The sequence below is a fragment of the Ruegeria sp. BI12 genome, from assembly GCF_056537985.1.
Map to the genome: position 1 here is coordinate 1,628,418 of NZ_JBQFSL010000001.1, position 14,339 is coordinate 1,642,756.

The following is a 14,339-nucleotide window of genomic DNA, read 5'->3' on the forward strand; positions in this document are numbered from 1 at the left end:
GACCGGGGGCTTTGCCCCCGGACCCCAGGATATTTTTAGCCAGATGAAGGGGATCCCCGGACTCTCGCGAGGAGATACAAGATGAACAAATTGGCGGAATATGACGGCCCGATCCTTGAGATCGACAAACTGTCGATTTCTTTCTTCACCCGCCTTCGGGAAATACCGGCGGTTATGGACTTTTCCGTAAGTGTGCAGCCCGGCGAGGCCGTGGGGTTAGTCGGAGAATCCGGTTGCGGCAAGTCTACTGTTGCGCTTGGGGTCATGCAGGATCTGGGTAAGAACGGGCGTGTCGTTGGCGGTACGATCAAGTTCAAGGGCCGCGACCTGTCGGAAATGACGAAAGAGGAACTGCGCGATATTCGTGGCAATGAGATCGCGATGATCTATCAGGAACCGATGGCCTCGCTGAATCCGGCGATGAAAATCGGCAAACAGCTGATGGAAGTGCCGATGATCCATGAGGGTGTTGGCGCAGAGGAGGCCTATGCCCGCGCCTTGGAGGTGGTCACGGATGTGCGCCTGCCCGATCCAGAGCGGATGCTGAATTCATTCCCGCACCAATTGTCAGGTGGTCAGCAACAGCGGATCGTAATCGCGATGGCGCTAATGTCCAAACCGGCACTGTTGATCCTGGATGAGCCAACTACCGCCCTGGATGTGACGGTCGAAGCCGCGGTGGTAGAACTGGTCAAAGATCTGGGCAAGAAGTACGGCACCTCAATGCTGTTCATCAGCCACAATCTTGGTTTGGTTCTGGAAACCTGCGACCGGCTTTGCGTGATGTATTCAGGCGAGGCGGTTGAGCGCGGCTCGATCCACGATGTGTTCGACGAAATGCAACACCCCTACACGCAGGCACTGTTCCGCTCTATCCCGCTGCCGGGTGCGGACAAGAACGCGCGCCCGCTGGTGGCTATTCCGGGGAACTTCCCCTTGCCCCACGAACGCCCGCCGGGATGTAACTTTGGCCCGCGCTGCGACTATTTCGAAGAAGGCCGCTGCGACGCCCAGAACATTATCATGGCACCTGTGCCTGGTAATGACCGGCACCACACGCGCTGTCTGAAGTTCAGCGAAATCGACTGGAACGCACCAATCACTGTAGGCGAACAGAAAGAAAAAGGTGAAATCGGGCGCACCGTCCTGAAAATGGACAACCTCAAGAAATACTATGAGGTAGCCGCAAACGCCTTGTTCGGAGGCGGCGAGAAGAAAGTCGTGAAGGCCAACGAAACGCTTAGCTTCGAGGCGCATGAGTCTGAAACGCTGGCCATCGTGGGTGAATCCGGATGCGGTAAATCCACCTTTGCCAAGGTTTTGATGGGTCTTGAGACGGCAACAGACGGGCAGATCCTGCTGGACAACCGTAATATCGAAGACGTGCCCATCGAAGAGCGTGACGCAAAGACAGTGGGTGAAGTTCAGATGGTGTTCCAGAACCCGTTTGACACACTGAACCCCTCGATGACCGTTGGACGGCAGATCATTCGTGCGTTGGAAATCTTTGGCGTGGGAAATTCCGAGGCCGAGCGTAAACAGCGCATGCTGGAATTGTTGGATCTGGTGAAGCTGCCTCGTGCCTTTGCCGAACGAATGCCACGCCAGCTGTCCGGCGGCCAGAAACAGCGCGTCGGTATCGCACGTGCGTTTGCAGGGGACGCGCGGATCGTCGTTGCGGATGAACCTGTGTCAGCGTTGGATGTGTCCGTTCAGGCGGCAGTGACCGACTTGCTTATGGAGATCCAGCGAGAGCACAAGACCACCCTGCTGTTCATCAGTCACGACCTATCGATTGTGCGCTATCTCAGCGACCGGGTGATGGTGATGTATCTGGGCCATGTGGTCGAGCTGGGGACTACCGATCAAGTATTCTCACCACCCTATCACCCCTATACCGAAGCACTGCTGAGCGCCGTGCCGATTGCGGATACATCGGTTGAAAAAGAGCATATCGTTTTGGAAGGCGACATCCCTTCGGCCATGAATCCGCCTCCGGGATGCCCGTTCCAGACGCGCTGCCGCTGGAAATCCGAAGTGGCGGGCGGATTGTGTGAAAAAGATGTGCCACCGGTGAAAACGCTAGCGGACGGACATCAGGTCAAATGCCATCTGTCCGACGAAGTACTGGCCCGCATGGAGCCGGTCATCAAAATCGCGGCGGAGTAACAGCCCAAACGAAAAGAACCGGCCAATGCGCCGGTTCTTTTTTGACAAGGCTTGGCTTTGATCAGCCGCCCCAGATCACTTTCACATAGTTCTGTGTCTCTTTGTACGGCGGCACGCCACCGTGCTTTTCTACGGCTTTCGGGCCCGCGTTGTAGGCAGCCAACGCCAGACGCCAGGACTTGAACTTGCGGTACTGCCACGACAGATACCGGGCTCCACCTTCAAGATTCTGTTTGGGATCATGTGGGTTCACACCCAGTAGTCGGGCAGTTCCGGGCATCAGCTGCGCCAGTCCCAAAGCACCCTTGTGCGATACCGCGTGGGGATTCCAGCCGCTTTCCTGCTGAACCAACCGCAGGAACAGTTCTTCCGGGACACTGTGTTTTCGGGCAGCTTGCCGCGCCAGAGCCAGGTATTGGCCGCGATACTTTCCGTTATACCGCTTGATGACCTGTGTTGGCTGCGCAGTCTTGGGCTTCAGCCGCTCAGAACCGCGGTATTGGGTGGCAGCGCGCGAATCCAGAATCTTGGATTGTTTAAGGAAAATGTCCTTACGGCTTTTGGTGGACAGGGTGTCAGCCGTAGCTGGAACCGAAACCAGCGCAAGGCACAGAACAGAAAAACAACCAACTAGAAAACGCATTTATGCCAATCCCGCTCGCTCTCGAACCCAACCAATTATAGATATTTCAGGCAAGAATGAAAGCTTGGTAAATAGAACCCGCGGAATTTCTTGCCGACCGTTGCACACATCAACTGTGTTTTAACCATGACGTAGGCCGTATAGGGTCGCATAGAAACAATGCGCCAGATTCGGGCGTAAGCGACACAGACAAGAACGGGGAAGTATATGGCAGGTTCAGTCAATAAGGTCATTCTGATCGGAAATCTTGGCCGCGATCCGGAGGTAAGGAATTTCCAGAACGGCGGCAAAGTATGCAACCTGCGCATCGCCACATCCGAGACCTGGAAAGACCGCAACACCGGTGAACGCCGCGAGCGCACCGAGTGGCACTCAGTCGCGATATTCAACGAAGGGCTTGTCCGCGTAGCGGAGCAATATCTGCGCAAAGGCTCGAAGGTCTATCTCGAAGGGCAATTGCAGACCCGCAAATGGCAAGACCAATCTGGTCAAGATCGCTATTCGACTGAAGTTGTTCTTCAGGGGTTTGGCTCGACCCTTGTGATGCTTGACGCACGCGGCGAAGGCGGCGGCGGAGGCGGTTATGGTGGCGGTCAGTCAGGCGGCTATGGCGGCGGTCAGGCAGGCGGTGGCTACGGCGAGCCATACGGCGGACAATCTAGTGCCCCAGCCCCTGCATCCGGCGGAATCGACGACGACGAGATTCCGTTCTAAGGCAAACGGAGACGAATATGACATGGTCCTTCTCACTCGGCCGGGTATTGGGGTCGGAATTGAGGGTCCATGTCACCTTTTTTCTGTTATTAGGTTGGGTGGCCTTCGCGGCCTATTCCAAAGGCGGGCTGCCCGCAGCGATAGACAACCTTATCTTTGTTCTGGCCTTGTTTGCCTGCGTTGTTGCGCATGAGTTCGGCCACGCGCTGATGGCGCGGCGCTACGGCATTAAAACCCCTGACATCACACTTCTGCCTATCGGAGGGCTTGCGCGGCTTGAACGGATGCCCGAGAAGCCCATGGAGGAGGTTTGGGTCGCTCTGGCCGGGCCGGCGGTAAACATTGTGATCTGGATCGTTCTGGTGGCTATGGGGGCCGGAATGTCGCTGGAATCCTTGGCCCGAATAGAATCGACCAATGCAGGGCTGTTGAACAGGCTGGCCTATGTGAATCTGCTGTTGGCAGTTTTTAACATGATCCCGGCCTTCCCCATGGATGGCGGCCGGGTTTTCCGAGCACTTTTGTGTCTAAAGATGAACCGAGTGACGGCGACGCGTGTTGCGGCAGTGGCGGGTCAAATTGTGGCCGTGGCGTTTGGCTTTCTCGGGCTGAGTACCGGTAACCCGTTACTGGTTTTGATCGCTGTCTTCGTTTTTGTTGCGGCCAATGCGGAAAGTCACGATGTGGCTATGCGCTCGGTCGCGCGGCGCGTACTTGCCCGGGATGCGATGATCACCGAATTCCATGCCCTATCGCCTGCGGACACGCTTGCAACCGCCGCACAGGCCGTCATTCACACCACCCAGCACGAGTTTCCAGTGCTGGGCCCTGATGGAGCCTTGCTGGGTTTTGTGGCGCGCGGCACTTTGTTTGCTGCCATTGCGCAGGAAGCCCCACGGTCCGATCTTGCGACCTCGATCATGGAAACCGAGATTCCGCGCGTTGAATTGACCACCGGGTTGGAAACGGTGCTGGGAAAGCTGCACAAAGGTGCCCCTGCTGTCGCAGTTTGCACGGAGGCCGGAGCAATGGTGGGCTATATCACCCGTGAAAACATTGGTGAGCTGATGGTAATTCGCGGGCGCTGATCAGACTGTCGCCAAAGCGTCTTCCAGCACTGTCAGCACAGCGTCGCGCGGGACATCCGAAGTGACGAAAGCCTGGCCGATCCCGCGGGCAAGAATAAACCGCAACTGCCCGTCGATGACCTTTTTATCCTGCGCCATCAGATCAACCAGCGCTTCAGCACCCGGCAGATCTCCGGGAATATCGGCCAGATCGGTTTTCATTCCCATCGCGCGCAAATGTGCCCGTACACGGCTTGGATCCTCTTGCGAACACAGCCCCAGACGTGAGGATAGCTCAAACGCCAGCGCGCAGCCGATGGCTACGCCTTCCCCGTGCAGCAGACGATCCGAATATCCGGTAGCCGCTTCGAGCGCATGACAGAAGGTGTGCCCGAGGTTCAGCAAAGCCCTGTCGCCTTGCTCGGTCTCATCGCGGGCCACGATATCAGCCTTCATCTGAACGGAACGGGTCACGGCGCGCACCCGCGCGGCCATTTCTCCGCCCGAGACGTCGGGGCCGTTAGCCTCAAGCCATTCAAAGAACTCGGCATCGCCCAGCAGGCCGTATTTCACCACCTCGCCATAGCCAGACAAGAAATCCCGTTGGGTCATCGTGCCAAGAACCGAAGTATCCGCCAGTACCAGAGACGGCTGATGGAATGCTCCGATCAGGTTCTTGCCCTGAGGCGCGTTAATCCCGGTTTTGCCGCCCACGGAGCTGTCGACCTGCGCAAGTAATGAAGTCGGTATCTGAACAAAGCGAACACCGCGTCGCAAAACGGCGGCCGCAAATCCCGCCAAGTCGCCAATGACCCCGCCGCCCAAGGCGATAACCACGTCGTTGCGTTCAACTTTTTCTGCCAAAAGCCACTCGACCGCGCGTTCGAAATGCGGCCAGCTTTTGGTCGCTTCACCTGCGGGCAAGGCCAGCGACGTCATCTCGATCCCAGCCGCGGCCAGTCCATCTTGCAAAGCATTCAGGTGCAACTTGGCCACGTTCTGGTCTGTCAGAACAGCGACTTTGGGGCGGCGTAGCAGAGGCGCAATCAACTCGCCGGACCGTGTCAGCAGGTCGGGTCCGATTTCTACGTCATAGGACCGCTCGCCCAGCTCTACATGTACGGTTTGGTGCATTTACTTCCGTTCCAAAACATCGGGGCGTGTCAACAAGGCATCCACAACCCGGCTCACCATATTTTCGATCGAGATCTCGCCATCGGACTCAACCGTCAGACCTGCCTGCGCATAAACCGGAACGCGGGCTTCGTACAAGTCGCGCAAGGTCGCATAAGGGTCAGCCGTGCGCAGCAAAGGCCGTGTGTCCTTATGTTTCACCCTGTTCCACAACACCTTCAAGTCAGCCCGCAGCCAAACCGAGACCCCGCGCTCAGTGATCATCTGGCGGTTCTGATCGGAAAGAAAAGCGCCGCCGCCGGTAGACAGAATGCCTTTTTCCTCGTCCAGCAGACGCCCGATGACCTGACTTTCCTTGGCGCGAAAGAATGGTTCACCATCACGCTCAAATATCTCGGGGATGGTCATATTGGCCGCCGATTCGATCTCGGCGTCGCTGTCGAGGAAAGGAACGCCCAACCTTGCGGCCAATGCACGGCCCACAGCCGTCTTTCCTGCCCCCATCATGCCAACGAGAACGACGGTTTTGCGCAGTTCAAAGACCGCATCCGTTCCTTCAGAGTGGGTGTTATGCTTAATTTCGCTCATTTCAACGTGAATGACGTGATCTTAAGAAAAATGCCAGCTATAACTATGACAAAAGACAAAATTGGGGCAGCGTTGAGCAATGGGCCGTCTGATCAAGTTCTTGATATATATTGTTTGCCTGTGTTTTGTCGGGCTGGTGGGATATGCCTATCTGGGTCCGATATTTGGGGTGGATTTCTCGGCCCCGCAGGACGAGATACGAGAGCCGGTTATCCTGAATGTTGAATAAAGCCGCACTGGCTGCATTGTTGCTGGCTGGTTCAGCGCAGGCACAACAGGCCCCTCTTTCAGTCATCGACTGGCTGACGGACCCGCCTGAAAACCTGCCCGGAACGGTCCTGCTGGAACCGCCGATCACGGAAACGGGCGTTCAACCGGATATCGAGGTCACTCCGCTTGAAGCCTTATCGCAGCCGCTGGGTCTTGTTTCGTCTTCTGTGACGGGCCTGCCGGTGCACCTGTGGCAGAACAGCGATGCCGATCGGTTGGCCGAACTGATTGACGATGTGCCCGTTCGGTATAACCCCGCGATGCAGCGATTACTGTTTACTCTGATCCTGTCCGAGGCTCGCGCACCAGCCGGTTCGGGCGCTGAAGAAACCCTGCTGCTCGCCCGCATCGACCGGTTGATGCAGCTTGGCGCGGCCGACCCTGCGCAATCTCTGGTCCAGCTGGCTGGCCCGACTGATACACGAGAAAGGTTTCAGCGCTGGTTTGACGCAACCCTGCTGACCGGGGATGAGGATCGCAGTTGCACCTCGTTGATCGCAAAGCCTCACCTGTCGCAGGACTACGCCGCACAGATTTTCTGCAAGGCCCGACGCGGAGACTGGCCATCAGCCGCTCTTACGCTGGAAGCGGCGCATGCATTGCAGATATTGCCACCAGATGAGCTGGATGTACTGGACCGTTTCCTCAGCCCCGAACTGTTCGAAGATGCCGAATATCTGCCGCAACCTGATGATCCAACGCCGCTGACCTTTCGCCTGTTTGAAGCGATCGGAGAGCGCTTGCCGTCTGCCCCTCTGCCCCGCGCCTTTGCGAACGCCGATCTGCGAGATGTGGCCGGGTGGAAGGCACAGATCGAGGCCGCAGAACGGTTAACCCGTATCGGCGCACTAACCCCCAACCAGTTGTTGGGCCTTTATACGGAACGCTCTCCGGCTGCTTCCGGTGCGGTGTGGGACAGGGTTTCAGCCGTTCAACGGTTCGAGGCCGCACTGGATTCCCGTGATCCTGACAAAATCGCCCACGCCTTGACGGTTGTTTGGAACCAAATGCGACTGATCGGGTTAGAAGTTCCCTTTGCCGAATTGTTCGCAGGACGCCTGTCGCAGATCGAGCTGACGGATCAATCTGCAGAACAGTTACGCTGGCGCATTCTGTTGTTGTCCGAACTGTATGAAACGGCAGCCCTTTCTGTTCCTGGTCAATCCGACGAAAATCACTTTCTGGCTGCGTTGGCACAAGGCGATCCGGGGCGCGCACGCTCGCCTTCGCCGTTGGCAGATGCGGTCGCACAGGGATTTGCATGGGCGGCTCCGATCCCGTCGAATATCGAAACAATGCTGAACAACGATCAGTTGGGTGAGGCAATTTTGGAATCCATGGAGCGGTTCGCGCATGGGTCGCGTGGCAACCTTGTCGACCTGACCGCAGCCATTGCGACGCTGCGCCGTGTTGGTCTTGAGGACACCGCCCGCCGTGCGGCGCTGAACTTGCTGATCCTTCAGGACGGCTGATCATGACCGCGCCCGCCACTCAGGAGTTATGGATTTCCACATTCTTGCAAGCTCAGGCCGCAGAATTGGGGGCTGCGACCAACACACTGCTGGCCTACGGTCGTGATCTGAAAGAGTTTTCGTCCTGGCTGGAGCGTCGCAAAAACGGTTTTTCCGACACACAGCGGGAACAGATCGAGCAATACTTGATAGACTGCGACGCGCAAGGGTTGTCCCGATCTACGCGCGCACGTCGCTTATCAGCTATTAAGCAGTTGTTCCGCTTTGCTTTCGAAGAAGGATGGATCGAAACCAACCCCGCTATTCAGATCAAAGGTCCCGGCCGCCAAAAACGTCTGCCCAAAACGCTGGACGTGGCCGAAGTCGACCGCTTGCTCGAGGCCGCGCGCCGCATTGGTCGCAAAGATTCAGACCGCATCCGCAACACTTGCCTGATGGAGGTGTTGTATGCCACCGGCATGCGGGTGACAGAACTGGTTTCGCTGCCGGTCTCGTCGGCGCGCGGCGACCCGCGAATGCTGCTGGTGCTTGGCAAAGGTGGTAAGGAACGAATGGTGCCACTGTCGCCTCCGGCACGCGACGCGTTGGCGGCTTGGTTGGTTACCAGGGACGAGGCCGAAGACAAGAAGGTTGCAGACGGTGCGCAGCGCTCAAAGTTCCTGTTTCCCTCTCGCGGTAAATCCGGTCACCTGACCCGACACAGGTTTTTCCTGCTGGTCAAGGAATTGGCGGTTGAAGGCGGCGTTTCCCCTGAGAAAGTAACACCACACACCCTGCGTCATGCTTTTGCCACTCATCTGCTGGCCAATGGCGCAGATCTAAGGTCAATTCAGACCCTTTTGGGCCATGCCGATGTTGCAACCACGGAAATTTACACGCATGTCCTGGACGAACGCCTTTCAGAGCTTGTGTTGCAGCATCACCCGCTGGCCAAAGACAGCGACGATGCAGGCTAACCCCTTGATCCGCTGCATGCGCACCCCCATAACGGATGCAGTATCACGAACAACCAAGGACCGATGGAACCCTCTTCTGCTTCTCTGATCGACGGCGCATTCTGGTTTACAACAGGCGCCATTCTACTTTTGCTTGTCCTGTCGGGCTTTTTCTCGGGTTCTGAAACGGCATTGACCGCCTCGTCGCGCGGAAAACTGCGTGCACAGGCCGACAAAGGGTCGCGCGGCGCGCAAAAGGCCCTGGACATCACCGACGACAACGAACGGCTGATCGGTTCGGTCCTGTTGGGCAACAACCTTGTCAACATCCTTGCGGCATCGCTTGCGACTGCCCTTTTCACACGGCTTTTTGGCGAAAGCGGCGTTGCGCTGGCAACGCTGGTGATGACCCTTCTGGTCCTGATCTTTGCCGAGGTTCTGCCAAAGACCTACGCGATTACCAATTCTGAAAAGGCGGCGGCGGCCGTGGCACCGATCATCAGCGTCGTCGTGACGGTGTTTTCGCCGGTTGTCGCGGCCGTGCGTTTGCTGGTGCGTGGTGTTCTGCGTCTGTTTGGTGTCCAGATCGACCCGGACAGCAATATTCTCGCCGTGCGTGAGGAAATTGCCGGTGCGTTGCAGCTTGGTCATTCCGAAGGCGTTGTGGAAAAGGAAGACCGTGACCGTATCCTTGGCGCGCTGGACCTGGGCGACCGCACGGTGGAAGAGATTATGTTGCACCGCTCGAATATCGAAATGATCGACGCGGACGCCTCACCTGAATCTATCCTTCAGCAATGTCTGAAAAGCAGCCACACCCGGCTGCCGGTGTTTCGCGACGAACAGGAAAACATCGTTGGTGTCGTCCATGCCAAAGACCTATTTCGCGCGATGTACGCCCATGCCGGCGGCAGTGAGAGCGCCGACAACCGCCTGAAAGAGTTCGACATCCTTAAGGTCGCCAACGACCCTTATTTCGTGCCCGAGACGACCACTCTGGACGACCAGATGCGCGAATTCCTGCGAATGCACAGCCATTTTGCCTTGGTCGTGGATGAATATGGATCGCTGCGCGGCCTGATCACGCTTGAGGATATTCTGGAAGAAATCGTGGGCGAGATCGCGGACGAGTTCGACATCGACGAAGACGTTTCTGTGACACGCACCGACGATGGGCAGTTTCTGGTCGAAGGGGCCACCACGATCCGAGACGCCAACCGCGCAATGGACTGGTCCCTGCCTGACGAAGAAGCCAACACTGTTGCTGGCCTGGTCATTCACGAGGCGCAAATGATCCCGACTGTCGGTCAGGTCTTTTCCTTCCACGGCTTCCGGTTTGAAGTGACACAGCGTCAGGGCAACCGGATTACAGAACTGAAAGTTCGCCCGCTCTGAAGCCAGCCAAACACTGCTACAAATCACCGGCGTTCAGGTCAAAGCGCCGGTTTTCATTTGGGTGAACACAAAAATTCTACGGCTTTGAATCACCGGCAGCCGCGCCTCTTGGATCGCGATCCGCGACACTTTCTGTCGCTGCCGCTATTGCAATGGTGATCTTCCTATTGAGACTGACGGCATAGCCATCAGGAGTCGTACATGAAACTCACAACCCAAGTTGCAGTTATCGGCGGCGGAGTCGTTGGATGTTCCGTTCTCTATCACCTGACCAAGTTGGGTTGGTCGGATGTGATGTTGCTGGAACGCTCTGAACTGACCAGCGGATCGACTTGGCATGCGGCGGGCGGGTTTCACACTTTGAATGGCGACACCAACATGGCGGCGCTGCAGGGGTACACGATCCGGCTGTACAAAGAACTGGAAGAGATCACCGGTATGTCATGCGGCCTACACCATGTGGGCGGAGTAACATTGGCGGACAATCAGGATCGGTTCGATATGCTGCTGGCGGAACGCGCCAAGCACCGTTTCATGGGACTGGAGACCGAAATCGTCGGCCCGGACGAAATCAAAAAGATCGCTCCGATCACCAATACGGACGGAATTATCGGTGCGCTCTATGACCCGCTGGACGGGCATCTGGATCCATCCGGCACCACCCACGCTTACGCCAAAGCGGCTCGGATGGGCGGCGCGACAATCGAAACCCACTGCATGGTGCGCGAAACCATCCAGCGCAGCGACGGCACCTGGGATGTGGTAACTGATAAAGGCACCGTTCACGCCGAACACGTCGTCAACGCAGGCGGTCTTTGGGCGCGCGAGGTCGGCGCGATGGCAGGTGTCTACTTCCCGCTGCACCCGATGGAGCACCAGTACCTTGTTACGGACTCGATCCCGCAAATTGAGGCGATTATCGACGCAGGCGGCGAGCATCCGCATGTGATGGACCCGGCCGGCGAGAGCTATTTGCGACAGGAAGGGCGTGGATTGTGTATTGGGTTCTATGAACAGCCCTGCAAACCTTGGGCCGTCGATGGCACACCGTGGGAGTTCGGCCACGAACTGCTTCCCGATGATTATGACAAGATCACCGACAGTATCGAATTCGCATATAAACGTTTCCCCGTTTTGGCCGAGGCTGGCGTCAAATCGGTGATCCACGGACCGTTTACCTTTGCGCCGGACGGGAACCCTCTGGTTGGGCCGGTGCCCGGCATGCGAAACTATTGGTCAGCCTGCGGCGTGATGGCAGGGTTCAGCCAGGGCGGCGGCGTTGGACTAACGCTGGCACAATGGATGATCGAAGGTGAACCGGAACGCGATGTTTTTGCCATGGATGTCGCCCGCTTTGGCGACTGGATCAGCCCCGGCTATACGCGCCCAAAAGTGATTGAGAACTATCAGAAGCGGTTCAGCGTCGCCTACCCCAACGAGGAACTGCCAGCCGCGCGCCCAAATCGAACGACACCGATGTACGACATTTTCAGCGATATGGGCGCGGTCTGGGGCCAGCAATACGGCTTGGAAGTTGCGAATTACTTCGCGCAAGAGGGCGAGCCGGGCTATGAAACGCCTTCGTTCCGGCGCTCGGATGCGTTCGCGGCAACGGGGCGCGAAGTGCGCGCCGTGCGAAACGGTGTCGGGATCAACGAGGTCCACAATTTCGGGAAATACCGCATTACCGGTTCGGGTGCACGCGACTGGCTGGACCGCATCATGGCTGGACGCATACCAAAGCCGGGACGGCTATCGCTGACACCAATGCTGTCCCCCAAAGGCAAGTTGATCGGGGATTTCACCGTATCCTGTTTGGCTGAGACTGAATTCCAAGTGACTGCGTCATACGGCAGTCAGGCCTTCCATATGCGGTGGTTCCTGCAGCATCAGGACGAAGGCGTAACTATTGAAAACGTCAGCGATCATTTGAACGGGTTTCAGATCGCAGGTCCCAAGGCGACTGAGGTTCTGGCAGCTTGCACCCGAGCGAACATCACCGACCTGAAATTCCTGGACGTTCGGCGCATGACCATCGGCATGACCGACTGCATCGTTCAAAGGGTCAGCTACACCGGGGATCTGGGGTATGAGATCTATTGCAGTCCGATGGCTCAACGGCAGCTGTGGTGGACACTTTGGCAAGCTGGTCAACCTCACGGAATGGTGCCCTTCGGCATGCGCGCAATGATGAGCCTGCGCCTGGACAAGTTCTTTGGGTCGTGGATGCGCGAGTTCTCACCTGATTACACGGCCGCCGAAACCGGATTGGATCGTTTTATCGCGTTTTCCAAAAACTCGGACTTTATCGGTCGCGCTGCGGCCGAGCTGGAGCGGTCCGAGGGCACCGCGCGCAAGCTGGTCTCGTTCGAGGTGGATGCTGACGACGCCGACGTGAATGCCTATGAAGCTGTTTGGCTCGATGGCGTCGTCGTCGGGTTCTGCACCTCGGGCGGATATTCGCACTATGCCTGGAAATCCATCGCCATGGGCTTTTTACCCACGGATCGTGCGCGGGATGGGCTAGAGGTCGAAATTGAGATACTGGGCCAGATGCGCAAAGCCCATGTTATTTCCACCCCGCTATTCGATACGGAAGGTAACCGTATGCGGGGATGACAAGGGATCGCTCAGGCGGCACTGTGACGGCATGAAAAACATCCCCATCATCCTTCTGGCCGCAGGACAATCTCGCCGCATGGCAGGAACGGACAAGTTAATGCAAATGGTCGACGGGGCCCCCCTGTTGCGGCGAACGGCTCAAACTGCGATGCAGGCTGGCCCGGTAATTGTCGCGTTACCCCCTGCACCGCATCCACGCCATGAAGCGGTGAAAGGATTGAACGTTTTGGCTGTTGGCATTCCAGACGCAGACGAAGGGATGAATGCCAGTTTGCGCGGCGCCTTGGCGCATGTCCCCCCCAATGCCGATGCTGTCATGGTTTTACTGGCCGACCTGCCCGAAATCACGGAGAGTGACCTGTTACAAGTCACAACTTCTGTCCAAAAGCACCCCGAATGTTTGATCTGGCGTGGGGCAACCGCCACGGGAAAACCCGGCCATCCGGTCGTGTTCGATCGTTCGCTATTCGAAGAACTCAGCCACTTAACGGGCGATGAGGGTGCGCAATCTGTTGTGCGTGCCTGCAAGGATGCGGTGCATCTCCAGCAGCTACCCGGCGAAAACGCGCTTTTGGACTTGGACACACCTGAGGATTGGGCGCGCTGGCGCGCCAAGAAGTCTAAATAACCAGACTATTAAAATAGAAGCGGCCCGGTCGATACCGACCAGGCCGCTTGCCCAAAACAGGACTACCACTTTTCACCAATCCTGAAAACGCTGCCAAAAATGCCTATGGCACCCTGGCTATTCCGCCGCTGAACCTAAACAAGACCCCCTCGTTAACATGCCGCTCAGCGCTTCCAGTGACTGTGACAAGCCGTTGGCACCCCCTAGTGCCGTCGGCTCCCCCTTCGCTTGGGCAAGTTCATCGTCACCCAAACAGTGCTTCCAAACAACGTAAAATTGGAAAGACCGGTTAATTTTCTGAGTTTCGGAATGGTTTTTGCGCAACAACCCGCCGAGACCGAATCTACCTATAGAAGATCTATGAATTACCGCTTTGGACCAATACCGCCATTATGTATATTCTTTATTGAGCATATATAAAGGTTATTGGGAGCATATGTATTTGATATGATCAGGTCGCAAAAATACACCACAACCAAAAGGTGAGCGGTTATTTGCCGAAGCTCTACAGCGACCCTTTGTTACCAAAACTGAATCAATTCACGTCAATTCAGGGTTTGACTTTCGAATTGGCAACAATCAACCGATTCGCGCCAATCGATTCGCCACGCATCTCTGCGTTTCGCCGACATAGAACGATCTGTTTGTGGCGAAATTAAGATTTCTTAATCCTAGGAACAGGAAACGCACAGACTGATGCCT

At 56.8% G+C, this 14,339-nt stretch carries 12 protein-coding genes; 9 read left to right on the forward strand and 3 right to left on the reverse strand.

Annotation, left to right across the window (positions count from 1 at the left end; genetic code table 11):
• Nucleotides 1-81 precede the first annotated feature (81 nt).
• On the forward strand, nucleotides 82-2,169 hold the full coding sequence (locus ACR0AK_RS08370; RefSeq protein WP_170557683.1) for a dipeptide ABC transporter ATP-binding protein: 2,088 nt from the start codon (nucleotides 82-84) through the stop codon (nucleotides 2,167-2,169).
• Nucleotides 2,170-2,230: 61 nt separating this feature from the next.
• On the opposite strand, the gene ACR0AK_RS08375 is transcribed toward ACR0AK_RS08370, so the two are convergent.
• Nucleotides 2,231-2,812 (reverse strand): lytic transglycosylase domain-containing protein, encoded by a 582-nt coding sequence (locus ACR0AK_RS08375; protein ID WP_170557686.1) that lies wholly within the window; start codon nucleotides 2,810-2,812, stop codon nucleotides 2,231-2,233.
• A gap of 207 nt (nucleotides 2,813-3,019) precedes the next feature.
• Between ACR0AK_RS08375 and ssb the strand changes: the two genes are divergently transcribed.
• Complete coding sequence (gene ssb, locus ACR0AK_RS08380; protein WP_480792980.1) at nucleotides 3,020-3,526, forward strand: single-stranded DNA-binding protein; 507 nt, start codon at nucleotides 3,020-3,022, stop codon at nucleotides 3,524-3,526.
• 17 nt (nucleotides 3,527-3,543) lie between these two features.
• Nucleotides 3,544-4,614, forward strand: a complete 1,071-nt coding sequence (locus tag ACR0AK_RS08385) for a site-2 protease family protein (RefSeq protein WP_480792981.1) — start codon at nucleotides 3,544-3,546, stop codon at nucleotides 4,612-4,614.
• Here ACR0AK_RS08385 and aroB read toward each other — a convergent pair whose 3' ends face one another.
• On the reverse strand, nucleotides 4,615-5,727 hold the full coding sequence (aroB, locus tag ACR0AK_RS08390; RefSeq protein ID WP_480792982.1) for a 3-dehydroquinate synthase: 1,113 nt from the start codon (nucleotides 5,725-5,727) through the stop codon (nucleotides 4,615-4,617).
• A complete protein-coding gene (locus tag ACR0AK_RS08395; RefSeq protein WP_480792983.1) occupies nucleotides 5,728-6,315 on the reverse strand; it encodes a shikimate kinase in 588 nt (195 codons plus the stop codon).
• Nucleotides 6,316-6,394: 79 nt separating this feature from the next.
• Here ACR0AK_RS08395 and ACR0AK_RS08400 point away from each other — a divergent pair, with 79 nt between their 5' ends.
• The 6 genes from ACR0AK_RS08400 (at nucleotide 6,395) to ACR0AK_RS08425 (ending at nucleotide 13,637) form a co-directional block, all read left to right on the forward strand.
• Nucleotides 6,395-6,544, forward strand: a complete 150-nt coding sequence (locus ACR0AK_RS08400; RefSeq protein WP_170557697.1) for a hypothetical protein — start codon at nucleotides 6,395-6,397, stop codon at nucleotides 6,542-6,544.
• The gene (locus ACR0AK_RS08405; RefSeq protein ID WP_480792984.1) at nucleotides 6,534-8,057 is read left to right on the forward strand and encodes a hypothetical protein; all 1,524 of its coding nucleotides are present in this window, start codon (nucleotides 6,534-6,536) and stop codon (nucleotides 8,055-8,057) included. The genes ACR0AK_RS08400 and ACR0AK_RS08405 overlap by 11 nt, the downstream gene beginning before the upstream one ends.
• Before the next feature lie 2 nt (nucleotides 8,058-8,059).
• Nucleotides 8,060-9,013, forward strand: a complete 954-nt coding sequence (locus ACR0AK_RS08410) for a site-specific tyrosine recombinase XerD (RefSeq protein ID WP_480792985.1) — start codon at nucleotides 8,060-8,062, stop codon at nucleotides 9,011-9,013.
• Nucleotides 9,014-9,076: 63 nt separating this feature from the next.
• Entirely contained in the window at nucleotides 9,077-10,387 is a 1,311-nt protein-coding gene (locus ACR0AK_RS08415; RefSeq protein ID WP_170557702.1) for an HlyC/CorC family transporter, read from the forward strand.
• Nucleotides 10,388-10,588: 201 nt separating this feature from the next.
• Nucleotides 10,589-13,006, forward strand: coding sequence for a GcvT family protein (locus ACR0AK_RS08420; protein WP_480792986.1), 2,418 nt, complete (start codon nucleotides 10,589-10,591; stop codon nucleotides 13,004-13,006).
• Between the two features lie 31 nt (nucleotides 13,007-13,037).
• Complete coding sequence (locus ACR0AK_RS08425) at nucleotides 13,038-13,637, forward strand: nucleotidyltransferase family protein (protein WP_480792987.1); 600 nt, start codon at nucleotides 13,038-13,040, stop codon at nucleotides 13,635-13,637.
• Nucleotides 13,638-14,339: the final 702 nt, after the last annotated feature.